At 68.7% G+C, this 25960-nt stretch carries 24 protein-coding genes; 7 read left to right on the top strand and 17 right to left on the bottom strand.

All coding sequences use genetic code 11. The features are described from left to right. The first annotated feature begins 151 nt into the window (after positions 1-151). From NGR01S_RS10530 to NGR01S_RS10545, 4 genes are all read left to right on the top strand, one after another. The gene (locus NGR01S_RS10530; protein ID WP_063035999.1) at positions 152-448 is read left to right on the top strand and encodes a hypothetical protein; all 297 of its coding nucleotides are present in this window, start codon (positions 152-154) and stop codon (positions 446-448) included. Between the two features lie 161 nt (positions 449-609). After that, complete coding sequence (locus NGR01S_RS10535; RefSeq protein WP_245664550.1) at positions 610-1674, top strand: AI-2E family transporter; 1065 nt, start codon at positions 610-612, stop codon at positions 1672-1674. 84 nt (positions 1675-1758) lie between these two features. Further along, on the top strand, positions 1759-2184 hold the full coding sequence (locus NGR01S_RS10540) for a DUF7144 family membrane protein (protein ID WP_063036313.1): 426 nt from the start codon (positions 1759-1761) through the stop codon (positions 2182-2184). Between the two features lie 9 nt (positions 2185-2193). Further along, positions 2194-2850, top strand: a complete 657-nt coding sequence (locus NGR01S_RS10545) for a GAP family protein (protein WP_063036000.1) — start codon at positions 2194-2196, stop codon at positions 2848-2850. Between the two features lie 62 nt (positions 2851-2912). Here NGR01S_RS10545 and NGR01S_RS10550 read toward each other — a convergent pair whose 3' ends face one another. Next, positions 2913-3149, bottom strand: a complete 237-nt coding sequence (locus NGR01S_RS10550; protein WP_063036315.1) for a lipopolysaccharide assembly protein LapA domain-containing protein — start codon at positions 3147-3149, stop codon at positions 2913-2915. 411 nt (positions 3150-3560) lie between these two features. Between NGR01S_RS10550 and NGR01S_RS10555 the strand changes: the two genes are divergently transcribed. Beyond that, positions 3561-5384, top strand: coding sequence for an alkyl/aryl-sulfatase (locus NGR01S_RS10555; RefSeq protein ID WP_063036001.1), 1824 nt, complete (start codon positions 3561-3563; stop codon positions 5382-5384). A gap of 9 nt (positions 5385-5393) precedes the next feature. On the opposite strand, the gene NGR01S_RS10560 is transcribed toward NGR01S_RS10555, so the two are convergent. The 11 genes from NGR01S_RS10560 to NGR01S_RS10610 form a co-directional block, all read right to left on the bottom strand. After that, a complete protein-coding gene (locus NGR01S_RS10560; RefSeq protein WP_063036002.1) occupies positions 5394-6113 on the bottom strand; it encodes a response regulator in 720 nt (239 codons plus the stop codon). Beyond that, positions 6113-8659 carry a sensor histidine kinase gene (locus tag NGR01S_RS10565; RefSeq protein WP_063036003.1) on the bottom strand — a complete coding sequence of 849 codons (2547 nt, stop codon included), beginning with the start codon at positions 8657-8659 and terminating at the stop codon, positions 6113-6115. Before NGR01S_RS10565 ends, NGR01S_RS10560 begins: the two co-directional genes overlap by 1 nt. 28 nt (positions 8660-8687) lie before the next feature. Then, a complete protein-coding gene (locus NGR01S_RS10570) occupies positions 8688-9632 on the bottom strand; it encodes a potassium-transporting ATPase subunit C (protein ID WP_063036004.1) in 945 nt (314 codons plus the stop codon). Between the two features lies 1 nt (position 9633). Then, positions 9634-11778 carry a potassium-transporting ATPase subunit KdpB gene (kdpB, locus tag NGR01S_RS10575; RefSeq protein ID WP_063036005.1) on the bottom strand — a complete coding sequence of 715 codons (2145 nt, stop codon included), beginning with the start codon at positions 11776-11778 and terminating at the stop codon, positions 9634-9636. Beyond that, entirely contained in the window at positions 11778-13451 is a 1674-nt protein-coding gene (kdpA, locus tag NGR01S_RS10580; RefSeq protein ID WP_063036006.1) for a potassium-transporting ATPase subunit KdpA, read from the bottom strand. The genes kdpB and kdpA overlap by 1 nt, the downstream gene beginning before the upstream one ends. Continuing rightward, positions 13452-13541, bottom strand: a complete 90-nt coding sequence (kdpF, locus tag NGR01S_RS10585; RefSeq protein WP_063036007.1) for a K(+)-transporting ATPase subunit F — start codon at positions 13539-13541, stop codon at positions 13452-13454. It abuts the gene before it with no gap. Beyond that, entirely contained in the window at positions 13538-13723 is a 186-nt protein-coding gene (locus NGR01S_RS31930; RefSeq protein WP_063036008.1) for a hypothetical protein, read from the bottom strand. The genes kdpF and NGR01S_RS31930 overlap by 4 nt, the downstream gene beginning before the upstream one ends. Positions 13724-14248: 525 nt before the next feature. Beyond that, positions 14249-14671, bottom strand: coding sequence for a PASTA domain-containing protein (locus tag NGR01S_RS30895; protein ID WP_063036316.1), 423 nt, complete (start codon positions 14669-14671; stop codon positions 14249-14251). Between the two features lie 172 nt (positions 14672-14843). After that, on the bottom strand, positions 14844-16169 hold the full coding sequence (locus NGR01S_RS10600) for a bifunctional o-acetylhomoserine/o-acetylserine sulfhydrylase (protein ID WP_063036009.1): 1326 nt from the start codon (positions 16167-16169) through the stop codon (positions 14844-14846). Positions 16170-16392: 223 nt separating this feature from the next. Next, a complete protein-coding gene (locus NGR01S_RS10605) occupies positions 16393-16737 on the bottom strand; it encodes a YnfA family protein (RefSeq protein WP_063036010.1) in 345 nt (114 codons plus the stop codon). 170 nt (positions 16738-16907) lie between these two features. Further along, entirely contained in the window at positions 16908-17543 is a 636-nt protein-coding gene (locus NGR01S_RS10610; RefSeq protein ID WP_063036011.1) for a histidine phosphatase family protein, read from the bottom strand. Positions 17544-17770: 227 nt separating this feature from the next. Here NGR01S_RS10610 and NGR01S_RS10615 point away from each other — a divergent pair, with 227 nt between their 5' ends. Both NGR01S_RS10615 and NGR01S_RS10620 read left to right on the top strand, forming a co-directional pair. Further along, on the top strand, positions 17771-18994 hold the full coding sequence (locus tag NGR01S_RS10615; RefSeq protein ID WP_063036012.1) for a cytochrome P450: 1224 nt from the start codon (positions 17771-17773) through the stop codon (positions 18992-18994). A gap of 103 nt (positions 18995-19097) precedes the next feature. Beyond that, positions 19098-19718, top strand: a complete 621-nt coding sequence (locus NGR01S_RS10620) for a TetR/AcrR family transcriptional regulator (protein WP_063036013.1) — start codon at positions 19098-19100, stop codon at positions 19716-19718. A gap of 291 nt (positions 19719-20009) precedes the next feature. Here the strand turns inward: NGR01S_RS10620 and NGR01S_RS10625 are convergent, their stop codons facing one another. The 5 genes from NGR01S_RS10625 to NGR01S_RS10645 form a co-directional block, all read right to left on the bottom strand. After that, positions 20010-20987: a glycine betaine ABC transporter substrate-binding protein gene (locus NGR01S_RS10625; RefSeq protein WP_063036014.1), complete on the bottom strand. Its 978-nt coding sequence runs from the start codon at positions 20985-20987 to the stop codon at positions 20010-20012. Beyond that, positions 20984-21763: an ABC transporter permease gene (locus NGR01S_RS10630; protein ID WP_063036015.1), complete on the bottom strand. Its 780-nt coding sequence runs from the start codon at positions 21761-21763 to the stop codon at positions 20984-20986. Before NGR01S_RS10630 ends, NGR01S_RS10625 begins: the two co-directional genes overlap by 4 nt. Continuing rightward, positions 21760-22935, bottom strand: a complete 1176-nt coding sequence (locus NGR01S_RS10635; protein ID WP_063036016.1) for an ABC transporter ATP-binding protein — start codon at positions 22933-22935, stop codon at positions 21760-21762. Before NGR01S_RS10635 ends, NGR01S_RS10630 begins: the two co-directional genes overlap by 4 nt. Continuing rightward, positions 22928-23578 (bottom strand): ABC transporter permease, encoded by a 651-nt coding sequence (locus NGR01S_RS10640; protein ID WP_063036017.1) that lies wholly within the window; start codon positions 23576-23578, stop codon positions 22928-22930. The genes NGR01S_RS10635 and NGR01S_RS10640 overlap by 8 nt, the downstream gene beginning before the upstream one ends. Positions 23579-23756: 178 nt before the next feature. Next, the gene (locus NGR01S_RS10645) at positions 23757-25931 is read right to left on the bottom strand and encodes an acyltransferase family protein (protein ID WP_084480748.1); all 2175 of its coding nucleotides are present in this window, start codon (positions 25929-25931) and stop codon (positions 23757-23759) included. Positions 25932-25960: the final 29 nt, after the last annotated feature.

The following is a 25960-nucleotide window of genomic DNA, read 5'->3' on the forward strand; positions in this document are numbered from 1 at the left end:
GGCTCCCAGCGGGTCGTGAACCAACCTGTTACCAGGGCGTATCCGGTCGAAATCATCCGCATCGGGTGAGCCGGGTGGCCCGGCGCCGGCCATAGCGTGGACCGGTCGCCGGCACCGGAAACCCGATATCCGAAAGCGAGCGAGGTGGGCCATGTCCTTCTGGGAAGCGCTCTGGCTGATCGTGGTGAGTTTCGTGTTGGTCGCCTATCTGCTGCTGATCGTGCTGCCGCTACTGACTTCCGTGGTGTACTTGATCGTGCGCGGCCGGGGGATGATCGACCGCGCGTCCGCGGACGCCGAGCAGGTCGGGGCGGCGCAGCGAAAGTACATCCAGCAGACCGCCGGGATCAGTCCGGCCGCCCAGATCTCCGAGGCGAAGCGGCTGCCGGCCGAGGGCATGGTCACCGGGAGTGAATTCGAACGGCTCGAGGCCAAGGCCATGTCGTGACCGGAACCACTGCGAGCTCCGGCGATCCCGGATCGGAGGCCGCCGGACCCGCACCGGAGGATGTGGGATCGATACCCGAGGGGCCGGGACCGGCACCGGAGGGCGCGGCGGGACGCGAAGGCACCGGGCGGGCACCGAAGGGGGCGGCGGCGCAGTGGGCGATCCCGCGAGGCCTGATCGTGCTGCTCGTCGCGGCGGCCACGGTGGTGGCCGTCACCGGTGCGAAGGCGTTCTCCGGAGTGCTCGGCCCGGTGTTCCTGGCATTGATGTTCGCCATCGCGGCACAGCCCATCCAGACCCGGCTGCAGCACCGTGGCGCACCGGCGTGGGCGGGGATGCTCGCGGCCCTGGCGGTGGTGTATCTGGTGCTCCTGGGCCTGGTCGGCGCGATGGCATTGTCGGCCGCCCAGCTGGCGACCGCGCTGCCGGACTATTCCGACCAGTTCTCCGCGCTGTTCGATCAGGTCCGCTCGCTGTTGGAACGGTTCGATGTCGATCAGGACCGGGTACAGCAGGCGTTGAGCGGTTTCGACTTCGGCAAACTGGTCGAAGTGCTCGAGGGCGCGCTGCGCGAACTCGCCGGCGTTTTCTCGAACCTGCTGTTCGTGCTGGCCCTGCTGCTGTTCATGGCGTTCGACGGGATGACCATCGGCCGCCGGATGACCGTGGTGGCCGGAATGCGGCCCGATATCTCGCACGCGCTGAATACCTTCGCCGCCGGTACCCGTAAATACCTGATCGTCTCGACGGTGTTCGGGCTCATCGTGGCGGTGCTCGACGGTGTGGCGCTGTGGTTGCTCGCGGTCCCGTTCCCGGTGCTGTGGGGACTGTTGTCGTTCATCACCAACTACATTCCGAACATCGGATTCGTGATCGGGCTGATCCCGCCCGCGCTGCTGGCCCTGCTCGACGGCGGTTTCTCGCGGATGGTGTGGGTGATCGTGCTCTACTGCGTGTTCAACGTGGTGGTGCAGTCGGTGATCCAGCCGAAGTTCGTGGGCGATGCGGTCGGTCTGAGTGTCACGGTCACCTTCCTCTCCCTGGTGTTCTGGTCCTGGGTGCTGGGCGCGCTCGGGGCGCTGCTGGCCATTCCGCTCACCCTGCTGGCCAAGGCGCTGCTGTTCGATATCGATCCCTCGACGCGGTGGATGGACGTGCTGATCAGTGATCGGGCGCCCGCCGCCGAACCGGACGACGAGGCACCGGCCGCAGGCCCGGCGCCGTGAACCGGGTTTCACCCGCGACGGGTGAGGTGAACCCCGCGCGCCCACGCGAGAGTCGACGCACACCTGCGCGCGGAAGGAGTGGAGATGACTACTGCACGGGAGCCGATGACGAGCACCTCCGGCCGGTCCCCGGTACGACAGGGCGTCGCGGCCGGTACCTCGGTCGCCGCGGCGATTCTGCTGCTGACCGTCGGCGCACTGTCGGTACTGGAAGGGATCGCCGCCGTCGCCGAGGACGAACTGTTCGTCGTCGGCGTGAACTACTCCTACGAATTCGATATCACGACCTGGGGCTGGATCCATCTCGTCCTCGGGATAGTGCTCATCATCAGCGCGCTCGGCCTGCTCACGGGGACGGCGTGGGGTCGCGGCCTGGCGATCGGTATCGCCGCGCTCTCGATCCTGGCGAATTTCCTGTGGCTGCCGTACTACCCGTGGTGGTCGGTCCTGATCATCGCCCTGAACATCGTGGTGATCTGGGCGATCGCGACCTGGCGGCCGCAGACCTGAGCCCCGCGCGTGGTGGTCCTGGGTGATCTGCTTCCGTTGGCGGTGGGGGTGACGATCTCACCGATTCCGATCGTGATCGCAATCCTGATGATTCTGTCGAAAAACGCGTCCGCGGCGGCGGGCGGTTTCGCCACCGGCTGGACCGCGGGCATCCTGCTCGCCACCGTCGTCTTCGCCTCACTCGCCGCCGCGATCGGGCTGTCCGCCGACTCCGCGCCCGGTGCGGCCGCGGCGTGGGTGCGGATCGTGCTGGGACTGCTGTTGCTGGCGGTGGCTCTCGTACAGTGGCGACGCCGTGCCGATACCGCCCCACCAGGGTGGATGCGGAGTATCGATTCGCTGACCGCCGGGAAGGCGGTCCTGCTCGGCGCCGCACTCGTGGCGGTCAACCCGAAGAATCTGCTGCTGTGCGTATCGGCGGGGGTGGCGGTGGGGGCGAGTGGGTCGGCGGTGGGCGCGCAGATCGTGGCCGTGGTCGTGTTCACGGTGCTCGCCGCGGCCAGTGTCCTCGGCGTCGTGGTCGGGTACGCCGTCGCGGCGGATCGGTTACGCGGTGTGCTGGACCGCAGCCGGGTCTGGCTCGAAGCCAACAACCATGTGGTCATGGCGATGATGCTGCTGGTGATGGGCGCCGTCGTCCTGGGCAAGGGGATCGGTGGCCTGTGACGGATTCGGCGACCTCGGGATCCGGGCGCACCGGAGTGGCCGGCGAGCTGGTGACGCCGGTGTCAGCGCCGGCCGCGCCGGCGGATCAGCAGCCCGGCCACCAGCCCGATCAGGAACATGACCAGCAGGATCAGCCACATCGGCGAGGTGACGGTGATGGGCAGGAAATGTATCTCCACATGGTCGCGGTTCTCGACGACGAAGATCACGGCGACAACGGTCAGCACCAGCGCCAGCCACTGGTTGACGGTGATCCGGGATAGTAGCGACGGCTTCGGCTCGCGCGCTCGGTCGGTCATCACATCCTCCGGTGGGAGTTCGGTCGCGACATCCCATAGTCTGCGTCGCGGCCGGGTCGCGGGCATCACCCGCGGGGGATGACTCGGGCCCGTCGGTCGACGTTCGCGGTACGCAGAGCGGCGCGGAGACCTCGGCACGGGTCGCAGCGGGTCGGAGGCATCCGTCTTTACCCGGCTCGGATGTAGCGAGTGCGCGCCGGGCCCACATCCACTTCCGCACGGGTCGTGCGATCCCCGGGTGCGATGAGCGGGCAGTTCACCCGCCGTAGGTGATACAGCGGGCGGCCGCCGCTGCCTAGCGTGGATATTCCGGTGCGCCGACACCGCCGTTCCTGTGCGGCCCCGGGCGCGCGATTGCGGAAGGTGACCGCACCGGAAACCGAGAGCCGGCCGACAGATCGCGAGGTAACGATGACCACGGAACTGGACTTCGACGACACCGCCGACTTCGGCAACGCGACCCGCGGATTCATGGCCGAACTCGATCCGCCGGTGGTGACGGCCGCGGACGGCTCGGTGGTCTACGACATCGGCGCCTACGAATTCCTCGACGGTGATTGCCCGGACACCGCGCACCCCAGCCTGTGGCGACAGGGACAACTGTGTAGCAAACAGGGCCTGTTCGAGGTGACCGCGGGCATCTACCAGGTCCGCAACCTGGACCTGTCGAATATGACGCTGGTCGAGGGTCGCGACGGTGTCATCGTGATCGATCCCCTGCTGTCGGAGGAGACCGCCGCCGCGGGCCTGGCCCTGTACCGCGCGCAACGCGGTGACCGGCCGGTCACCGGCATGATCTACACCCATTCGCACGCGGATCATTTCGCCGGCGCGCGGGCGGCGGTGCCGGCCGGTCATCCGCCGGTGCCCATCCTGGCGCCCGCCGGATTCCTGGAACACGCAGTGAGTGAGAACGTCTACGCCGGTAATGCCATGAACCGCCGGGCCGTCTTCATGTACGGGGCGGCGCTCCCGAAGGCGCCCGACGGCCAGATCGGGGCCGGACTGGGGATGACGACCTCCACCGGGACCATCACCCTGATCCCGCCCACCGTCGATATCACGCATACCGGGCAGGAAGAGGAGATCGACGGGGTCCGGATGGTGTTCCAGCTGACCCCGGGCACCGAGGCCCCGGCCGAGATGAACTTCCTGTTCCCCGATCGGCGCGCGCTCTGTATGGCCGAGAACGCGACCCACAATATGCATAATGTGCTGACCCTGCGCGGCGCGGTGGTCCGCGATTCCCGCGTGTGGGCACAGTATCTCGACGAGGCCATCGCCTGGTTCGGCGACAAGGCCGATGTGGCGTTCGCCTCGCACCACTGGCCCACCTGGGGGCGGGAGCGCTGGACGGCGTGGCTGGCGAACCAGCGCGATATGTACGCCTACCTCCACGATCAGACGCTGCGCCTGACCAATGCGGGCTACACCGGGCCGGAGATCGCCGAACGGTTCGAATTCCCGCCCGAGCTCGACCGGGTCTGGTCCAACCGCGGCTACTACGGTTCCACCAGCCATAACGTCAAAGCGATCTACCAGCGATACATGGGCTGGTACGACGGTAATCCGGCGCATCTGTGGGAGCATCCGCCGGTCGCGCTGGCGCAGCGGTATGTGGCCGACTACGGCGGGATCGAGGCGCTCGTCGCCAAGGGCCGGGAGTACGCCGACGCCGGTGATCTCCGGTTCGCGGCGACCCTGCTCAACCACGCCGTATTCGCCGAACCCGGCCACGAGGACGCCAAGGAGACACTGGCCCGGGTCTACGACCGGCTCGGCCACGGCGCCGAGAACGGCACCTGGCGCAACTTCTATCTGACGGGCGCCCAGGAACTGCGGAAGGGCCCGACCCCGACCCCGATCCAATCGGCGAGCCCCGAGATGATGACCGCGCTGACGCCGGAGATGATCATCGACTCCCTCGCGGTCCGGATCGACGGCCTGCGCGCCGCCGCGACCGGATTCACCATGGACTGGGAACTGACCGACGAGGACATCGTCCACCGCATCACCCTGTCCCACGGCGCGCTCACCCACCGCACCCCCACACCCGAGGCGCCCGCCGTCGGGCCCGCGGACCTCACGCTGACGCTGACCAAGCGACAACTACTGAACGCGGTGAGCGGTAAAGGTTTCGAGGGTGTGACGATCGCCGGTGACCGGAGCCTGCTCGACACGTTCATCGGGTTGCTGGATGTTCCGGATCCGCAGTTCCCGATCGTCACGCCCTGAGCCGCGGCGCTACTGCCGGAACCGGTGTCCCATACCCGGTTCGGTCAGCAGATGCCGTGGACGGGACGGGTCGTCTTCGAGTTTGCGCCGCAATTGGGCCATATAGACGCGGAGGTAGTGGGTTTCGGTCTGATAGGCCGGCCCCCACACCTCGCGCAGCAGCTCGGAGCGGCCCACCAATTTGCCGCGATTGCGTACCAACATCTCCAGCACCCCCCACTCGGTGGGGGTCAGATGCACCTCGATGCCGCCCTTGAGGACCTTCTTCGCCGACAGGTCGACGGTGAACGAATCGGTCACCACCACCGGCTCGTCGGTTTCGGCCGAGGCCGCCGCGCGCCGCAGGGCGGCGCGCAACCGGGCCAGGAACTCGTCCATGCCGAACGGTTTGGTGATGTAGTCGTCGGCGCCGGCGTCGAGGGCGTCCACCTTGTCGGCCGAATCGGTGCGGGCGGAGAGCACGATCACCGGCACCCGGGACCAGCCTCGCAACCCGGCCAGCACCTCGATACCGTCGATATCGGGCAACCCGAGGTCGAGGACCACCACGTCGGGCCGGCGTTCGGTGGCCGCGCGGAGCGCGCCCGCGCCGGTGGACGCGGTGACCACCTCGTATCCGCGCACCGACAGATTGATCCGCATGGCGCGCAGGATCTGCGGTTCGTCGTCCACCACGAGGACGGTCGCATCCGCGGCCGGTCCGGCATCCTGCTCCGGGGGAGTTTTCATCACCGCACCTCCGTCGCCGGTATGTCCTCGTCGACGTTACCGGGCGCGACCGCCAGGTCGACGGTGACTGTCAGCCCACCCCCGGGTGTGTCGGTGGCGGTGACGACGCCGCCCATGGCGACCGCGAACCCCCGCACTACCGAGAGCCCGAGCCCCAGCCCGCTGGTGTTGTCCCGGTCGCCCAGCTGCTGGAACTGATCGAACACCCGCTCGGAATCGATGCCGGGCAGACCGGGTCCATGATCGACGACCCGGACGATCACCCGTCCGTCGGCCGTGGTGGCATCCACCTTCACCGGGGAGTCCGCGCCATAGCGCAGCGCGTTGTCGATCAGATTGGCCAGGATGCGCTCCAGCAGGTCGGCGTCGGCCCGTACCGCCACCGCCCCCACCTGGACCGTCACCCGGTCGAGGGAACCGCGGCGGGCCCCACGCGGGCTGACCCCCACGCTGACCAGCGCCCGGTGCACGACTTCGTCCAGGTACACCGGCTGCATCCGCGGCCGCACCACGCCGGCTGCCAGCCGTGACGAATCGAGCAGGTTGCCGACCAGCGAGGTGAGCTGATCCGCCGATTCCTCCACGGTGGCCAGGAGTTCGGCGCGGTCCTCGGGGGAGAACTCGACATCGTCGGAGCGCAGGCTCGACACGGCGGCCTTGACCGCGGCCAGCGGAGTGCGCAGATCGTGGCTCACCGCGGAGAGCAGATCACGCCGCAACCGGTCGGCCTCCGCGAGCGCGGCCGCTTGATTGGCCTCCTCGGTGAGCTGCTGCCGCTGGACGAGTCCCACGGCCTGGTTGGCGACCGCTTCCAGGACGCGCCGGTCCCGGGCGCGCAGGGTCGGTCCACCCAGGAGCAGCCAGTAGTCGCCGTCGCTCACTTCCACCGCGGTGTCGGCGGTATCGGCGCGTTCGGGCGGGTCGGTGCCCACCGCGGCGATCACCCCGTCGGTGTGGTGCCGCAGACTCACCGCCCGCTGGGCGTAGGTCCGGCGCAGGCGGTCCAGCAGCGCGGTCAGATCGGCGCCGCGCAGTACCGAGCCCGCGAACAGGGTCAGCAGTTCGGCTTCCCGGGATGCCTGACCGGCCTGTTCGGCCCGCCGGGCGGCGGTATCGACGAGGATCGCCACCGCGACCGCGACGACCAGCAGCAGCACCGCGGGCAGGAAACTGTTCGGTTCCTGAATGGTGACGCTGTAGCGCGGATCGGTGAACAGGACGTTGAGCAGCAGCCCGGCGAGCAGCGCGGCGGCGATCGCCGGCAGGACGCCGCCGAACAGGGCGACCGCCAGCACCGCGACGAAGTACAGCGCGCTCTCGCTCACCAGATCGAGGTAGCGGTCGAGCCAGGACGCGAGCAGTGCCGAGATCGCCGAGGGCACCACGAACGCGGCGACCCAGGCCGCTGTCCGGCGCGTCCGGGGCCGCGGCCGCCGCCGGCGGCGCCGACGGCCGGCCGCCTCGTGGGTCACCATGTGCACGTCGATCTTGCCGGAGCGCTGCACCACCTCCGCACCGATGCCCTCGTCCACCATCCGCGCCCAGCGGGAGCGCCGGGAGGTGCCCACTACCAGCTGGGTCGCGTTGACGGTGCGCGCGAAATCGAGCAGGGCGGCGGGCACCTCGTCACCGACCACCGTGTGCAGTTCGGCGCCCAGATGGGCAGCGAGTTCCCGAACCGACGCCATCTGCGGCGCCGCCACACCGGTCAACCCGTCGCCGCGGACCACATGGAGGACGAGCAGTTCGGCACTGGACTTGGCCGCGATCCGCGCGGCCCGCCGGACCAGCGTCTCCGATTCCCGGCCGCCGGTGACCGCCACGACCACTCGTTCCCGGGCCTCCCAGGTATCGGTGATCCGATGGTCGGCGCGATACTTCGCGAGAGCCGCGTCCACCTGGTCGGCCAGCCAGAGCAGCGCCAGTTCGCGTAGCGCGGTGAGGTTGCCGCGCCGGAAGTAGTGGGCGAGTGCGGCATCGGCCTGGTCCGGTGCGTAGACATTGCCGAGTCCGATTCGCCGCTGCAGTGCCTCCGGGGCGATATCGACCAGTTCGATCTGGTCGGCGGCGCGGACCACCGAGTCCGGTACGGTCTCGCGCTGGACGACGCCGGTGATCTGCTCGACCACATCGTTGAGGCCCTCCAGATGCTGGATGTTGACCGTCGAGACCACATCGATCCCGGCGGCCAGCAACTCCTGCACATCCTCGTAGCGTTTACGGTTGCGGCTGCCCGGGGTGTTGGTGTGGGCCAGTTCGTCCACCAGCACCAGTTCGGGTCGCCGCCGCAGGACCGCGTCCACATCCAGTTCGTACTGCACCGTCCCGCGATAGGGAATCGCGATGCGGGGCAGTTGCTCGAGGCCCTCGAGCAGTTCCGCGGTCTGCGCGCGCCCGTGTGTCTCGACGATCGCGGCCACCACGTCCTGGCCGCGGCCGAGCCGGCGATGTGCCTCGCCGAGCATCGCATACGTTTTCCCGACCCCGGGGGCCGCGCCGAGATAGATGCGCAGCTCACCCGGGGTGCGGTCGGGTGTCGTGCTCACGTCGGCATCATGTCATCCCACACTCCGATCACGCGCCGTCCGCGGCGGGAGCGGGATAGCGGCGGTCCAGGTCGAGATTGAGTTCGAGCACGTTCACCCGGGGTTCACCGAGGAATCCCAGGTCGCGGCCCGCGGTATGCGCCGCCACCACCTCGCGCACCGCCGCCGGATCGACGCCCCGGGCCGCAGCGACCCGGCGCACCTGGATATCGGCATAGGCGGGGGAGATGTGCGGGTCCAGACCGCTGCCGCTGCCGGTCACCGCGTCGGCGGGGACCGCCGGTTCCGCGGGAGCGTCCCCGGCCACCGGCACGATCCGCCCGGCCGAGTAGTCCTCGCCGTAGCGGGCGCATTCGATCCGGACGCCCTGGTACTCGGTCGCGAACACCGCCGGTGCGGCGCCGGGGCGGGTGGGGCAGGGTTCGTTGACGCTGACCACTCGTTCGGGTGTCACCGTCCCGTCGTGATGGAAAGTGCCCAGCACGGCCAGAACCGCGCCGACACCGCCCGGGGTACAGAACGGTCGTGCCCCGTCCACGTTCTCCCGCGCGCCGATCTCCCGGCTTCGGGTACACACCCGAGTCAGCAGGCTCGGCGCGAAACCGGCTGTTTCCGGATCGTCGCCGGCGGCGCGCAAGGCCGGGTCGGCGGGCGTATCGACCACATCTTCCGGGCCGAGATTGCTTCCGCCGGAAGCCAGTCCGTCGTAGCCGTCGCCGGCCGCCGACGGCCTGCTCTGGAAGTACCACGCGATGGGCGCGCCGTCGGCGTCGGTGAACGACTGGCCGATCAGCGAGCTGCCGACGACGCGGCCGTCGGTTTCGATGAGTGAACCGTCGGCTTTGTCGCGCAGGCCGGGCAACTGCCCGACCGCCCAGACCCCGGCCGGATAGAGCAGACCGGTCACCAGGGTCAGCACCAGGAGGGCGCGCAGCGCCGCCAGATGCTGACGGATCAGATCGGAGAGAGGCATATCAGGACATCCCGGGCAGATAGTGGACGATCAGGTCGATGAGTTTGATCCCGAGGAACGGCGCGACGATCCCACCCAGCCCGTAGACCGACAGGTTGCGGGTCAGCAGACTCGACGCGCTCCCGGGTGTGTACCGCACACCGCGCAGGGCCAGCGGTATCAGCGCCACGATGACCAGCGCGTTGAAGATCACCGCCGACAGGATCGCCGATTGTGGACTGGCCAGGCGCATGACGTTCAGCAGGTCGAGACCGGGGAACAGCCCGACGAACAGGGCCGGGATGATCGCGAAGTACTTCGCGATATCGTTGGCGATCGAGAAGGTGGTCAGTGCCCCGCGCGTGATGAGCAGCTGTTTGCCGATCTCCACGATCTCGATCAGCTTGGTGGGGTCGGAATCCAGATCCACCATGTTCCCGGCTTCTTTGGCCGCCGAGGTCCCGGTGTTCATGGCGACCCCGACATCGGCCTGGGCCAGGGCCGGGGCGTCATTGGTACCGTCCCCGGTCATGGCGACCAGCCGCCCGCCCGCCTGCTCGCGTTTGATCAATTCCAGTTTGTCCTCCGGCGTGGCCTCGGCGAGGAAATCGTCCACCCCGGCCTCGTCGGCGATGGCCCCCGCGGTCCGCGGATTGTCCCCGGTGATCATGACGGTGCGGATACCCATCCGGCGCATTTCGTCGAACCGTTCCCGCATGCCCTGCTTCACGACGTCCTTCAGATGGATGACGCCGAGCACACGGGCATCACCGTCGAGGACCTCGCCGACCACCAGGGGGGTACCGCCCGCCGCGGAGATACCGTCGACCACGGTGCCCAGTTCGACGGGCACTGTGCCGCCCCGGCTGCGGATCCAGTCGGATACCGAATTGGCCGCGCCTTTGCGGAGCTGATGGGAATCCACATCCACACCGGACATCCGGGTGGTCGCGCTGAACGGAACCCACTGCGCGTGGGCGAGTTCGCCGGGCGTGCGTTCCCGTAGGCCGTGCGCATTCTTGGCGTAGACCACGATCGACCGGCCCTCCGGGGTCTCGTCGGCGAGGCTGGACAGCTGCGCCGCGTCGGCCAGCCGGGCGGCGTCCACCCCGGTGAGGGGGATGAAATCCGCAGCCTGCCGGTTGCCGAGGGTGATCGTGCCGGTCTTGTCCAGCAGCAGGGTGTTCACATCCCCGGCCGCCTCGACCGCGCGACCGGACATGGCCAGCACATTGCGCTGGACCAGCCGGTCCATTCCCGCGATACCGATGGCCGAGAGCAGGGCGCCGATGGTGGTGGGGATCAGGCACACCAGCAGCGAGACCAACACGATCCCGGTGACCCCGTGGGCGCCCAGCGCCAGCCCGTCGGGCACCCCGGGGTTACCGGCCTTCGAGTAGATCGCCAGCGGCTGCAGTGTCACCACCGCGACCACGAAGATGATGGTGAGAGCCGCCAGCAGGATGTTGAGCGCGATCTCGTTGGGCGTCTTCTGCCGGGCCGCGCCCTCCACCAGGGCGATCATCTTGTCGATGAAGCTCTGCCCCGGTTCCTGGGTGATCCGGACGACGATACGGTCCGACAGCACCGTGGTCCCGCCGGTGACCGCGGACCGATCGCCGCCGGATTCCCGGATCACCGGCGCGGATTCGCCGGTGATGGCGGATTCGTCCACCGAGGCGATTCCCTCGACCACGTCCCCGTCGCCCGGGACGACCTGTCCCGCTTCGATCACGACATGATCGCCGCGCCGCAACTCCGGCGCCGGGATCGGCTCTTCGGTAAGGGGTCCGCCCGGCGTCCACTCGCGCAGCCGCCGGGCGACGGTATCGGCCTTGGCCTTGCGCAGGGTGTCGGCCTGCGCCTTGCCGCGGCCTTCGGCGACCGCCTCGGCCAGGTTGGCGAAGACCACCGTCAGCCACAGCCACGCCACGACGGCCCAGCCGAAGAAGGTGGGCTCCGCGATCGTGAGCACGGTCGCCCAGACGGCGCCGATCTCCACGATGAACATCACCGGATTGCGCCAGAGTGTCCGGGGGTCGAGTTTCCGCAGCGCCTGGGGCAGCGATTTCAGCAACATCCGCGGGGCCGGCAGACCACCACGAACCGCTTTGTTCGTGGACTTCGGACCTGCCGAACCGGGTGATTCGAGCGTGTGGGTGGACATCAGTGGTGGAGTCCCTCCGCGAGCGGCCCGAGCGCCAGCGCGGGCAGGAAGGTGAGCGCGACCAGGATCAGCGTGACGCCGACAACCAGGCCGACGAACTGTGGTCGATGGGTGGGCAGTGTCCCGTCGGATTCCGGTGTGCTGCCCTGGCGGGCGAGCGAACCGGCCAACGCGAGTACCAGGATCATCGGTAGGAAGCGGCCGAAGAGCATGGCCAGGCCGAGCGCGGTGTTGAACCAGTCCGTGTTGCCGGACAGGCCGGCGAACGCCGACCCGTTGTTGTTACCGGCCGAGGTGAACGCGTAGAGCACCTCGGAAAGTCCGTGCGGCCCGGAGTTCAGCATGGACTCGCGCGGTCCGGGCAGCGCCATGGACACGGCGGTGCCGGTCAGCACGATCACCGGCGTGACGAGGAAGTATCCCGCGGCGAGCTTGATCTCGCGGGGTGTGATCTTCTTGCCGAGATACTCCGGTGTCCGCCCGACCATCAGCCCGGCGACGAAGACGGTGATCACCGCCAGGACGAGCAACCCGTACAGCCCGGACCCCACGCCGCCCGGCGCGACCTCGCCCAACTGCATGTTGAACAGGAGAACCATGCCGCCGAGGCCGGTGTAGGAGTCGTGCATGGAATCGACGGCTCCGGTGGAGGTGAGCGTGGTGGCGCCGGCGAAGGTCGCCGAATTCGCCGCGCCGAAGCGTTGTTCGACGCCCTCGGTCGCCGCTCCGACCGCGGCCGGCACGGTGCCGTGGTGCTGGAGCTGGAACACATTGACCAATCCGATGCTCAGCAGTGCGAGCACGGCCATCACGGCGGTGACGGCGTAACCTTGCCGCGGACTGCCGACCAGGCGCCCGAAGGCGCGCGGCAGCGAGAAGGCGATGACCATGAGCAGGAAGATCTCCAGCCAGTTGGTCCAGGTGGCCGGGTTCTCGAAGGGATGAGCCGCGTTGGCGTTGTAGAAACCGCCACCGTTGGTACCCAGATTCTTGATCGCCTCCTGGCTCGCGACCGGCCCGCCCGGCAGCGTCTGCGGTGCGCCGCCGAGCGTAGTGGCCACCTGATCGTGCAGGCGTAGATTCTGGATCACGCCGCCCGCGATCAGCGCCACGGCCGATACGGTCGCGAGGGGTAGCAGGATGCGCAGGGTGCCGCGCACCAGGTCGACCCAGAAGTTCCCCAGGGTCCCGGTGCGCGACCGGGCGAATCCACGAACGAACGCCATCGCCACGGCCATACCGACCGCGCCCGAGACGAAATTCTGGACCGAGAGTCCGCCCGCCTGCGCTATATGACCGAGGGTCGATTCGCCCGCATAGTTCTGCCAGTTGGTGTTGGTGACGAAACTGACCGCCGTATTCCAGGCCAGGGCGGCGGTCATCGGTGTGCCCGGGCCGGCGGGCACGAGCGGCAATCTGTCCTGCACCAGGAGCAGGAAGTACAGGAACAGCAGGCCGATCGCGGAGAAGGCGAGCACGCTGCGGGCGTACCCACCCCAGGTCTGTTCACGGTCGGGATCGGCGCCGATGAGCCGGTAGATCCCCCGTTCGACGCGGGAATGCCCGGTGCGGGTGTAGACGCGATATATGTAGTCCCCGAGGGGCACGTGCACCAGAGCCAGCGCGATCACCAGGGCGGCGACGAACAGCAGCCCGGCGGTGGTGGTACTCACTCAGAACCTCTCGGGGAACAGCAGGGCGGCCACCAGGAACGCGGTTACCGCAACGGCCAGGACCAACCCCACGGCATTGACGATGTTCACAGGCGCTCCACCATTCGCTGCACGAATCCGAGCACACCGAACACCGCGACCGTGACCACGAGAAAGGTCAGGATCGACACTTCCGCCTCCGTTCCGAAAACCTGGGGCAGCGCGATACGGCCGATCGGCCGCTGCTGCCGAACCGGATCGAAATTACGAGCCGCGCGGTCTGTGGTCCGCACACATTGACGGGTCCTTTACGGGCCGCGTGCCTGCATTGACGCCTTTTTTGCGCTTGTCGGCTGCCTGATGTTTGTCGTGTGTCGCTACGGTCGTTGTCTCTTGGGGAACTGTTGTGTTCCGCTATGTGTGTCGCCACCGGCAAGCCGGCCACCGAACGATCGAACTCGCTACCGAGAGGTGCTTCCTACCCGGTCCAACGCGGGCAGGGCGGTCTGTGAAGTCTATGAGCAGCGGTATCCGCGAATCCGTCCGCGACACGGCACCGCGGGCGCACGCTGTAGCGGAAGCGTATGTGTTCGCCACGCCCGTCTGATCGGATCTGCCCCGGCACGGACAACGGAGGATCGCCCATGCACCCGTACGCCTACCAACCGTTCGAACTCGTCCAGGCCGTCATCCTGGCCGTGCGGTGCGTCCTGCACGTGTATTCGTCGGGCACCCCGTGCGTCCCCGTCCGATGACGCCGGGAGCGCGGCGGGCCTGCCGCTTCCGGCCGGGAAGCGGCAGGCCCGCCGCGCGCGGTCTCAGTAGCAGTCGGTCGGTTCGCCCACCTTGACCACCGACAGCACGGCGTCGCCTTCGCCGATCGGTGTGCCGGGCGCCGGTCTCTGCGAGACCACCACCCAGTTGCGGTCCACCACCTGGGACCGGCCCCGGCCGGTGGCGTCCTCGCTCCGGGAGTAGAAGACCCCGGCCGTCTGGATGAGGTCCTGTGCCGCCTGCAGATTCATACACACGACCGAGGGCATCGGTACGCGGGCCGCGGTATTCGCGACCGTGGGCGCCGCGGCCGATTGTGGCGCGGGCGCGGTGAGTGTGACGGTGGTGATCCGGACCGGCACGGCCGACGCGACAGCCGTGTAGGCCGCCGTATCCGGTTCGGGGGAACCACAGGCGACGAGTACCGCCGCGGCCGCCATGATCACGCACACGCAGAGTGTCTTCATGAGCATCCTCTCGACCTTCGATTAAGTGGTGTGAATCACTCGCAGATCGATCGGCTATCGATAGTTGTTACGCGCGGCGGGAATCGGTGATCTGGTCGTGGGGGCCGGAGAGAGCGAAAGGCCGGACCCGCCGACTGGCGGATCCGGCCCCGACGAACTCGAGTCCCGCGAATTACACTGCGGCGGCCGCGAACCCGGTCCGCAGATCGGCGAGGATGTCCTCGATCCCTTCGATCCCCACCGCCAGGCGCACCAGCCCCGGCGTGACACCCGAGCTGAGCTGCTCGTCCGGGGTCAGCTGGGAGTGGGTGGTCGAGGCGGGATGGATGACCAGCGAACGGACATCGCCGATATTGGCGACATGGCTGTGCAGGGTCAGCGCGTCCACGAACTTCTTGCCCGCGTCGACACCGCCGGCCAGTTCGAAACCGACGACCGCACCGGCGCCCTTGGGCGCCAACTGCTTACCCCGCTCGTACCAGGAGGAGGACGGCAGTCCCGCGTAGGACACCGAGGTGACCTCCGGCCGCTCGGTGAGGAATTCGGCGACCGCCTGCGCGTTCTGGACGTGCCGTTCCATCCGTAGGCTCAGCGTCTCCAGGCCCTGGCTGATCAGGAACGCGTTGAACGGTGCGATCGCGGTACCGAGGTCGCGCAGCAGTTGGACGCGCGCCTTGAGCGCGAAGGCCGGAGCGCCGAGGTCGGCGAACACGGCGCCGTGGTAGCTCGGGTCGGGTTCGGTGAAGCCCGGGAAGCGGGGGCCGTCGGCGCCGCGGACCGTCCAGTCGAAGGTGCCGCCGTCGACGATCACACCCGCGATCGCGGCACCGTGGCCGCCGAGGTACTTGGTCGCCGAATGGACGACGATATCGGCGCCGTGCGCGAGGGGCTGGATCAGATACGGGGTCGCGACCGTGTTGTCCACGATCAACGGCAGGCCCGCGCCGTGCGCGACCTCGGCGATACCGGGAATGTCGAAGATGTGGTTCTGCGGGTTGGATATCGTCTCGCCGTAGAAGGCCTTGGTGTTCGGCCGGATCGCGGCACGCCACTGGTCGAGATCGTCGGGATCCTCGACGAAGGACACCTCGATACCCAGTTTGGGCAGCGTGTAGTGAAACAGGTTGTAGGTGCCGCCGTAGAGCCGGGGGCTGGAGACGATGTGGTCACCGGCGCCGGCGATGTTCAGGATCGCCAGAGTCTCCGCCGCCTGCCCCGAGGACAGCAGCAGCGCCGCGACCCCGCCTTCGAGCGCCGCGATCCGCTGTTCGACCGCATCCTGGGTCGGGTTCATGATCCGGGTGTAGATATTGCCCGGCTCCGCCAGCCCGAACAGCGCCGCGGCGTGCGCCGTGTCGCGGAAGGTGTAGGAGGTGGTCTGGTAGATCGGGAGGGCCCGGGCGTTGGTGCTCGCGTCGGGGTCCTGGCCGACGTGGATCTGCTTGGTCTCGAAGCTCCAACCGGCGGACGGATCGGCCGGCGGGGTGGTTTCGGTCATCGCTGAGTTCTCCTGTAGGTGAGGAACGGGACGAGCGCGCCGGACACAGCGAATGTGCCACAGGCAGCACGCTTTTCCGGCCTGCCGCGGCCGGATGCGCCGCTGCGGCTCGTTCACGCTAGGGGTGGCCCTCGGAAATGGCCACGGTTTTATTCGCGCAGATTCCAATCATGCCGTGGTGGCGGGCCCCGCGCGCTGCTTTCCGCCGTTCGGGCCGGTGCGCTCATCCGGCCGCGACGCCGCGCGGGGCGTACATGATGATCGCGACTCCGGCCAGGCAGAACAGTGCCCCGGTGATATCCCAGCGATCCGGCCGGAATCCGTCGAGTGCCATGGCCCAGAGCAGCGAGCCGGCGACGAACACCCCGCCGTACGCGGCGAGGATCCGGCCGAAGTTCGCGTCGGGTTGCAGGGTGGCGACGAATCCGTACAGCCCCAGCGCGATCACGCCCCCGCCGATCCAGGCCCAGCCGCGATGTTCGCGCACACCCTGCCACACCAGCCAGGCGCCGCCGATCTCGGCGAGGGCGGCGACAGCGAACAGCAGGATCGACCGGATAACGCTCATGGGAGCCGAGCCTACGAGACCCTCGGGCACATCGGACGGGCCGTGGGTGGGCACCGTGAGCGGTAGCGCGGGACGAACACCGTACAGCACCATCCGGACAGTACGTCGCCGGCGGAGGTGGCCGTCCCCATATCGTGCTCCGGGTAGCCGATATCGCCTGAATCCGGTGATCAAGTCCGGTCGGTGTGCAGGTGGGCGGTTTCGGCGAGGCGGAGCAGGGTGCGATTGCGCCAGTAGTCGTCGAGGCGTAGATGGGTGATCGCGCCCGGTGCCGTCGCGAAGGAGGCGAAACCGACTGCGTCGACCGGTATCTGCATCCAGCTGGTGATGACGAAGGTGAGTGCGTATCCGTGCGTGACCACGACATGATCGTGGCCGATATCGGTCATCAACTCACGGGTGCAGGCCCCGACCCGGGTGGCGACCTCGCGCCGGGTTTCGGCACCACGGATGGGGCCGCGGTGGTCGAGTCTGTCGTGGTCCGGTGCGGGGACCTGTCGCTGTGCGAGCCACTCGTTCGGCCGGCCTTCGGCTTCGCCGAAGCTGATCTCGCGCAGACGCGGATCTGTGGCGACCGGGGCGCCGAGCGTCGCCCCGAGGATTCCCGCGGTTTCGGCACACCGGAGCAGGTCGGAGGTTGTGACTCGAATAGGCCGTGACGGGTCGCTGCGGCGTCGGAGCTCGTCGGCGATCGAATGTGCATCCAGTCGACCGGCCGCGGTCAGGCGGGAGTCGTGCCAGCCGCCGACCAGATCGGCTTCGGTGTGTTCTGCGTGCGGGTGGCTCACCACGTAGAAGTTCTGCATGTCTCCTCGGAGAGATCCGGTGTGTGCGGCGGTTACGGCGTCGAATTAGTCGATACAACTATCTCCCGGCTCGCGCCGATCCCTGCATCCGCTGCCGGATGGCGTCGGAGATCACAAGCGAACCACCGGTCGGGCGGCCGATCATCACCGCGCTCGGTCGGTGTCCGTCCGCGCTCCGCAGAAGAAAGGGGGAAGACAAAAGTTTATATCTGTCTTACTGTCGATACATGTTGGCAGATACGTTTCATGATCGGGTCCGGTTCGAATTGCGCTCCGGTGACACCTGGCGCGAGCCCTGGTCCATGTACGCGGCGCTGCGCGATCACGATCCGGTGCACCGCGTTGTCCCCGCGGACCGCCCGGACAACGACTACTGGGTACTCACCCGGCACGAACACGTGTATGCCGCCGCCCGGGACACCGGCGCCTTCTCCTCGGGCGCGGGGCTGACGGTGGAATACGGTGAGCTCGAACAGATCGGGCTCACCGGAAACCCGCCGATGGTGATGCAGGATCCGCCCGAACACACCGAGTTCCGCAAACTGGTCGCCCGCGGCTTCACCCCGCGTCAGGTCACCGAGGTGGAACCGGTGGTGCGCCGGTTCGTCCGGGATCGGCTGGACCGGCTGGCCACCGACGGTGGCGGCGATATCGTGGCCGACCTGTTCAAACCGCTGCCGACCATGGTGGTCGCGCACTATCTCGGGGTTCCGGAGGAGGACCGTTCCCGTTTCGACGGCTGGACCGACGCCGTGGTCGCGGCCGGTACCCAGCGCACGGCGGACGCGCAGGCCGCGTCGATGGAGATGCTGGGTTATTTCGCCGAGCTGATCAAACGCCGGCGTACCGATCCGGGCGACGATACGGTGTCGCTGCTCGTCCAGGCTGGTATCGGGGCCGACGACGCCGATGTGGACGGCCTGGTCCAGATCCTGGCCTACACCTGGACCATGGTCGCCGGCGGTAACGACACCACCACTGGCCTGCTCGGCGGGGCGGTGCAACTGTTGCAGCGCTACCCGGAGCAGCGCGCGGCGCTGGCCACCGATCCGGAGGGCATCCGGACGGCGATCGAGGAGTTCGCCCGGCTCACTTCTCCGGTACAGGGTTTGGCCCGGACCACCACCCGTCCGGTGGAGTTGGACGGCGTGACGATTCCCGCGGGCCGTAAGGTGCTGCTCGTGTACGGCTCGGCGAATCGCGACGAACGGGTCTTCGGCGCCGATGCCGCCGAACTCGATATCGAGCGCAACCCACAGCGCATCATGACCTTCGGCCACGGACCGCATCACTGCCTGGGCGCGGCCGCGGCCCGTATGCAGGCGCGGGTGGCATTGGAGGAACTGCTGGCGCGTTTCGCGGACCACCACGTCGATATCGACGCGGTCACCTACGCCCCCGGACCGTACGTCCGGCGGCCGACCAGCGTGCCCTTCCGGTGCGCCGCGTGACCGATCGGCGCACTGCGCCGCTGCCCCGGATCGGCGCTGTCAACGCGTCCCGCGCGCTGAACGGTGACCGGAGAGCCGGCGCCGGACTCGCCGGAGCCGTGCGATGACGGACTGGCTGGCCGGCGGGCGGACCGAACTGGCCGCGGAACGGATTCTCGACGCGGTACGTGCCCTGGTCATAGACAAGGGCGCCGGCACGGTCGGCATGGCCGAGGTGGCCGAGGCGGCGGGCTGTTCGCGGGCGACGCTCTACCGCTACTTCGCCAACCGGCAGGCGTTGTATGTAGCCTTCGCCGGCCGGGAGGCCACCCAGCTCCTTGCCCGGATCTGGCGCGACCGGCGGCTGGACGGCCCGGACCGGGCCGAACTCCTGCTCGACGGGATGACCGCCACCCTGGCCGAGGCACGGAGAACCCCGCATCTGGCCGTCTGGTTCGAACCCGCGAACGCCGGAATCGTGGCGCGACTGTCGGATTCCTCGGAGGTGATCGACGAACTGGTCGCGGTCTCCGTCACGCGTCTGCGCCCGGATCTGTCCGCGGCGGCGGCGGATCGGCTGGGCCGGTGGGCGGTCCGGGTGATGATCTCCCTGCTGACGCTGCCACCCGCCACCGCGGACGAGGAGCGCGCCCTGCTGCGCGATTTCCTGCTTCCGTTCCTGCTGGGCACGGCTCCGGCGGCCGGAGACCCGGCCGCACCCGGGACGGCGACCGGCCGGTGCTGATTTCGGGTAACTCGCGACCCGGGTTCGCCGTAGGGACAGACGACGAACGAACCGGTCGCCCGGTACCCGTGCTCGACCGCGGCTCTCCCAGCTCGGCGAGACTGCGGGACCAGCGGCCCAATTGCGTGGTATCGACCGGTTCGTACCCCGGGTCCTGGCGGGTCGCCGCGAGCACCTCGTGGCCGAGCCGCCGGATGCGCTGATGCCGGGTCCAGTGCGCCCGCGCCCATTCCGGCTCGTTGAACGCCGGACCGTCCGGAGCGACCATTCACCCTCTCCTCGCCCGGCTGTTCACTCCTCGGTGACGAAACCCCGCGCGACCATCCAGTCGCGCGCCACCTCCGCGGGCTCACGACCCTCGACATCGACCTGCCGGTTCAGTTCCGTGATCGACTCGTTGGTCAGCAACCGGGAGATGGGTGCCATGACCTCGGCGATCCGCGGATGCGCCCGGGCGAAATCCGCACGCATCACCAGAGCGGCATTGTACTTGGGGAAGAAGGAGCGGTCGTCGAGCAGCAGGACCAGGTCGAGTCCGGGGATACGACCGTCGGTGGCCGCGACCGATCCGAATCCACACTGCGTGGCGTCGGCGGTCGCCTGATAGACCACGGCGTCCTGGACGATCCGCTTGGGCATCTGCCCGCCGTCGATGCCGTAGGCGCGGCTGAGGCCGGGGAAGCCGTCCTGGCGCACATTGAACTCGGTACCCACGCAGATACTCGCCGCGGCGGGGTCGGTGGCGACCAGGCGCGCGTAGTCCGACAGGGTCCAGGTGCCGGTGCGTTCCGCGGTCCGCCGCGCGGTCGCCAGCGCGTAGGTGTTGTTCATGGGTGCCATCGCCGTCCACATCATGTCGTGTGCGGCCAGGTCCGCGTCGCGTACCGCGGCGAACTGGCCCTGTTCGTCCGGGACAGGCTTCTCGTTGCCGAGATAGTTGACCCAGCCGGTGCCGGTGTAGTCGTAGGCGATATCGATTCGACCCTCGACCTGGGCGTCGCGCAAACTGTTGGAGCCCTGGATATTGGTGAGGTCCCGGACTTCGGCCCCGGCCGCGACCAGCGCGTATTCGATGATGTAACCGAGAATGTTCTGTTCGGTGAAATCCTTGGAGCCCACCGTGACGGTGACACCCGCGAGCTCCGGGACCGGGCGGATACTGCCGGGCCCGACCGGGAGCGGTACCGAGCTCCCGGCCTGGAGACCGCATCCGGCCAGCAGCAGTACCACCGCCAGGAGCAGCAGCCGGGACGATCGGACGGCTTTCATCGCAGCCCCCGCGGGCCGAGGAATCGCTCCGCCACCGCGCCCAGCCAGTCCACCAGCAGGGCCAGCGCCACCGCGAGCACCGCGCCGACAACCAGCGTGACATTATCGCGCAGTTTGTAACCGGTATCGATCAGAATCCCCAACCCGCCCGCGCTGACCAGGAACGACAGCGTGGCGGTGCCGACGGCCAGCACCAGCGAGGTGCGCAGGCCGGCCAGAATGTAGGGGACAGCGAGCGGGAATTCGATCCGGCGCAGGACGGTCCCCGCCGACATACCCTGGCCGCGCCCGGCATCCACCAGCGTCGGATCGACTTCCTGGTAGCCGAGGATGGTGTTGCGCAGGACCGGCAGCAGCGAATAGAACGCGATCGGCGCCACCCCGATCCAGAAGCCGGTGGTGCGGGTGGCGAGGTAGAACAGCACGATCAGCCCGATCGCCGGTGCGGAGGCGCCGATATTGGCGATACCGACGACGACCGGCGCGAGCCGACGGTAGCCGGGCCTGGTGAGCAGGGTGCCCAGCGGGACCGCGACCACGACGACGAGCACCACCACCGTGGCGGTGATCAGGATGTGCTGCCAGGTGACGGTGGCGATATTGCCGGCATTGAGGCTCGCCTGCTGGGTGACGGTCAGGTCGCGCCGGAACGCCCACACCAGGACTCCCGTGGTGAGCAGTACGACGAGCACCGGCTGGACCAGCAGCCGGAGCCGGTCGGCGCGCCACTGCGCCGAGTGCCGCCCCGGAACCGCGGATGCCACCAGGGTGGTCATGCCGGCACATCCGTCGCCGTGCCGGTTTCGGTCCGCAGTCCGGCCAGGTGGCCGACCAGTGTGTCGATCGTGATCAGTCCCGCGTACTTTCCGTCCGCGCCGGTGACCACCGCGGTCGCGTTCCGGTCACCGAGCAGCGCCGCCAATCCTTCCTGGAGAGTCGATTCGGCGGGCAGGGTCTCGATCGGGGTCCCGGCCCCGCCGACCGAGTCGGCGTGGGCGAGGTCGGCGACGGTGATCCAGCGCAGCGGCCGCCCCGCGGTGTCGAGCACCAGGGCGCGGGCCCCGCCCCCGATCGCTGCCCGCGCCACCTCGACCGGGGCGTCCTCGGTGACCGTGGCGCATTCCCCGAGCGGAACCTCCCGGATCCGGGTGAGAGTCAGCTGTTTGAGGGCGGCATCGGAGCCGGCGAATCCGGCGACGGTCTCGTCCGCCGGGTCGGCCAGGATCGCGGCCGGCCGGTCATACTGCAGGACCCGGGAGCGGTCGCCCAGAACCGCGATCCGGTCACCGAGTTTCACCGCCTCGTTGAAATCGTGGGTGACGAACACGATCGTCTTGCCCAGTTCGGCCTGTAACCGGAGCAGTTCGTCCTGGAGCAGGCCCCGGGTGATCGGGTCCACGGCGCCGAAGGGCTCGTCCATCAGCAGGATCGGCGGGTCGGCGGCCAGTGCCCGCGCGACTCCCACCCGCTGCTGCTGCCCGCCGGACAGCCGGCGCGGATACCGGCGCCGGTAGGTTTCGGGATCCAGCCCGACCAGTTCCAGCATCTCGTCGGTGCGCGCGGCGATCCGCTTGCGATCCCAACCGATCAACCCCGGGACTGTCGCGATGTTCCGCGCGACGGTCATATGCGGGAAGAGACCCGCCTGCTGGATGGAGTACCCGATTCCGCGGCGTAACCGGTCGGGGTCGATCCCGGCGGCGTCGCGGCCGTCGATGGTCACCGTGCCGGAGGTGGGCTCGATCAGCCGGTTGATCATCCGCATGGTGGTGGTCTTTCCGCAGCCCGACGGTCCGACCAGGACCACGATCTCACCCGCCGGTATGGTCATCGATACCGCGTCGACGGCCGGAGCCTGCTGTCCCGGAAACTTTTTGGTGACGGCGTCGAGCACGATCTCGACCCCGGACACCGCCGTCGCGGCGGTGCGGTTCGCCGAATCAGTCACGGATTCCCCTCGAAATGGTGAAATGTCCGACGAGGACGAAGATCCCGTCGAGGACCAGGGCGAGTGCGACGATCAGCACGGTGCCCGTGAGCGCCTGCGGTACCGCGTTGGGGCTGCCGAGCCGGGCCAGCCCGGAGAAGATCAGATTCCCCAGGCCCGGACCCTTCGCGTAGGCGGCCAGGGCCAGAATGCCCATGATCAACTGGGTGCTCACCCGCATCCCGGTCAGGATCGACGGCCAGGCCAACGGCAACTCGATCGCGGCGAGCACCCGCCACCGGTTCATCCCCACCCCGCGCGCGGCATCCACCACCGCGGTATCCACGGCGGAGAGTCCGACGAGAGTGTTGCGCAGGATCGGCAGCAGCGCGTAGAGCACCAGCGCGGTCACCGTCGGCGCGACACCCAGGCCCATCAGGGGAATGAGCAGCCCGAGCAGGGCGAAGGACGGCACCGTCAGGATGGTCCCGGCCGCGGCGGTCGCGGCCGCCGAGCCGAGCGGGCTCCGGTACACCGCGACACCCACGGCCACCGCCACCACCGTCGCGATGAGCAGGGACTGCACGACCGCCGAGACGTGCAGATAGGAGTCGACGAAGAGCTGATGCCGTCGTTCCACGACGAAGCTCCACCACGTATCCAGGATCCGACCTCCCGTTCCGGCCTCCAGCGAGGCTATCGCGACCTCGCCGCGCCCGGACGGGTTTTCCCGGAGGACGTGCGGCCGTCGGGACGGCGACGCGGCGCCCGATTACTGCGGGAGACGGTTCGCACGGTGACGACGGCACACGACGAACGGCCGGATCGGCGCCCCGCGCGGATCAGTTGCGGGCGAGCGCGCGGTCGGTGAGTGCGCCGATGATCGGTGCGAGCGTTTCGGCGTAACCGACGGTGATGTGGTTGTCGTCGCGGAAGACCAGCTTGTCCCCGATGACGAGGGGACAATCGGAAGGGGTGCAGAACAGCGAGGTCAGATCGGCGTATTGTCCGCCACCGCCGATGGTCGCCGCCCGCTCGGCCGCGATACCGGCGTCGTCGAGCGCATCCGGTCGGGCCGGGGCGCAGGCCGCGGCATCGTCGAGATGTCCGGAGAGACATATCGGGACATCGGTGTGCGGGTCGGGGATCGAGCCCAGCACCAGTACGGCCGCGCCGGTCGCGCGCAGCCGGGCGACCAGGCGGTGCAGGCTGTCGATCCAGGCCGGGTCGTAGGAGACGAAGCCGAAGTCGGCACCGTAGCGCCGGGACATGCTCACCACGATCAATCGCGGTCGCTCGGCTTGTAGCCGGGCCACGATCTCGCCGCGCCACTGCTCGCATTCGGTGTACTCCCGGCCCAGGTAGGGACTGGTGATAGGCAGGTCCATCAGCGGGCAGGTGACCTTTGCCATGGTCTCCAGCCGCCAGTGTCGCGTCGCGGTGATCTGCTCGAACGCCGGCTGCCACATCGCGGCATGGGAATCGCCGACCAGGGCCACCGTGGTGGCCGAGTCCGGATCGCCGGAGGCACATTCGGCCTGACCCACATCTCGCCAGGACCGTACACAGCCGTTCACGAACACGTCCGCCTTGCTCCCGGCCGCGTCGGCGAGCGAGGGGGTGAGATTCGAAGGGACAGGGCCGATTGCGGCAGACGCGGCAATAGCGGCCTGCGCTTGGTCGACCTGCTGCCGGACCGCCGCCTCACCGGGGTCCGAAGTCGGTGCGACCGGTGCGACCGGTGCGGTGGGTGCGGTGAGGGCAAGGGCCGGTGCTGCCGTACCGCGGCCGGTCGGCACCGGCGTGAGTACGAGCAGTGCGAGCGCCACGCCGGCGGCGATAACCGTGATCGCGCCGCCACAGGCGAGGCTGCGCGCGGCCGAACCGCGTAGGGGAACGGCGAAACGGGCCGGATTCTCGACCAGCCATAGCGTGAGCATGGCGAGCCCACCCGCGATCGTCACCGCGCCCAGCGAACCACCGAGCCCGAGCGGATGGCCGACCACCCAGGGCGCGAGTAGTAGCACCGGCCAGTGCCACAGGTACCACGAGTAGGACCCGCGGCCGATCGCTCGTATCGGGCCGAATGCCAGCCCGCGTCCGACACCGAACCGTGGAGTCGCACAGCCGGAAATGATCACCAGTACCGTCCCTGCGACGGGCAGCAGCGCGGCGGTTCCGGGATACCGGGTGTGCTCGTCGAACCAGGTGCACGCGGCGATGATCAGCAGCATCCCGACCCAGCCGGCGAAAGCGGCCGGAAATCTCGGCAGCCGGGACCATATCGGCGCCGACAGCGCGATCACGCCCCCGGCGGCCAGTTCCCAGGCCCGGGCGGGCAGCGAGAAGAACGCCCACGATGGGAGCGTGCCGGTCCAGCTCAGCGAGGTCGCGAAGGAGAACGCGGCGACGAGCACGAGAACGACCGGATACGGCCGCGGTAAGGTCGCCCCGGGTCGGCGGCGGCGCGCGACCCACGCCGTCGCGGCGATCAGTACCGGCCAGAGCAGATAGAACTGTTCTTCCACAGCGAGCGACCAGAAGTGTTGAAACGGCGACGGGAGCGTATCGCCGGCCAGGTAGTCGGTGCCGCGCAGTGCGAACCGGTAGTTCCCGGCGTAGAGCGCACTGGCGATTCCGTCGCCGAGTACCCGGCGGGCCTGCAGGGGTGGCAGCAGCACGGCGGCTGCCACCGCGGTGGTGACGAGGACAATACCCGCCGCGGGGAGCAGTCGCCGGGCCCGCGCGCCGTAGAACCGGGCCAGGCCGACAGTGCCCGTGGTCGCCGTTTCGCGATAAAGGATTCCGGTGACGAGAAAGCCGGAAATGACGAAAAAGATATCCACGCCGACGAATCCGCCACCGACCCCGGGCATTCCGGCGTGAAATAGCACGACGGCCACCACGGCGACTGCTCTCAGTCCTTCGATATCGGGCCGAAAGTATCTTCGCGGCACCGCATTATCGCTCCGGTCCGCACGCCGATCACCTAATTCGCTGCCGACCGCCACGGTCATGGGCAGCATTGTTGTCGGTCGTGTCGGTA

The organism is Nocardia grenadensis NBRC 108939, from assembly GCF_001613445.1.
In the GTDB taxonomy this organism is placed as follows: Bacteria; Actinomycetota; Actinomycetes; order Mycobacteriales; family Mycobacteriaceae; genus Nocardia; species Nocardia grenadensis.

Coding starts and splice junctions, on each gene's coding strand:
- NGR01S_RS10530 (WP_063035999.1), top strand. CDS start 152: ATGTCCTTCTGGGAAGCGCTCTGGCTGATCGTGGTGAGTTTCGTGTTG.
- NGR01S_RS10540 (WP_063036313.1), top strand. CDS start 1,759: ATGACTACTGCACGGGAGCCGATGACGAGCACCTCCGGCCGGTCCCCG.
- NGR01S_RS10550 (WP_063036315.1), bottom strand. CDS start 3,149: ATGACCGACCGAGCGCGCGAGCCGAAGCCGTCGCTACTATCCCGGATC.
- NGR01S_RS10555 (WP_063036001.1), top strand. CDS start 3,561: ATGACCACGGAACTGGACTTCGACGACACCGCCGACTTCGGCAACGCG.
- NGR01S_RS10560 (WP_063036002.1), bottom strand. CDS start 6,113: ATGAAAACTCCCCCGGAGCAGGATGCCGGACCGGCCGCGGATGCGACC.
- NGR01S_RS10570 (WP_063036004.1), bottom strand. CDS start 9,632: ATGCCTCTCTCCGATCTGATCCGTCAGCATCTGGCGGCGCTGCGCGCC.
- kdpB (WP_063036005.1), bottom strand. CDS start 11,778: ATGTCCACCCACACGCTCGAATCACCCGGTTCGGCAGGTCCGAAGTCC.
- NGR01S_RS30895 (WP_063036316.1), bottom strand. CDS start 14,671: ATGAAGACACTCTGCGTGTGCGTGATCATGGCGGCCGCGGCGGTACTC.
- NGR01S_RS10600 (WP_063036009.1), bottom strand. CDS start 16,169: ATGACCGAAACCACCCCGCCGGCCGATCCGTCCGCCGGTTGGAGCTTC.
- NGR01S_RS10605 (WP_063036010.1), bottom strand. CDS start 16,737: ATGAGCGTTATCCGGTCGATCCTGCTGTTCGCTGTCGCCGCCCTCGCC.
- NGR01S_RS10610 (WP_063036011.1), bottom strand. CDS start 17,543: ATGCAGAACTTCTACGTGGTGAGCCACCCGCACGCAGAACACACCGAA.
- NGR01S_RS10615 (WP_063036012.1), top strand. CDS start 17,771: ATGTTGGCAGATACGTTTCATGATCGGGTCCGGTTCGAATTGCGCTCC.
- NGR01S_RS10620 (WP_063036013.1), top strand. CDS start 19,098: ATGACGGACTGGCTGGCCGGCGGGCGGACCGAACTGGCCGCGGAACGG.
- NGR01S_RS10625 (WP_063036014.1), bottom strand. CDS start 20,987: ATGAAAGCCGTCCGATCGTCCCGGCTGCTGCTCCTGGCGGTGGTACTG.
- NGR01S_RS10630 (WP_063036015.1), bottom strand. CDS start 21,763: ATGACCACCCTGGTGGCATCCGCGGTTCCGGGGCGGCACTCGGCGCAG.
- NGR01S_RS10645 (WP_084480748.1), bottom strand. CDS start 25,931: ATGACCGTGGCGGTCGGCAGCGAATTAGGTGATCGGCGTGCGGACCGG.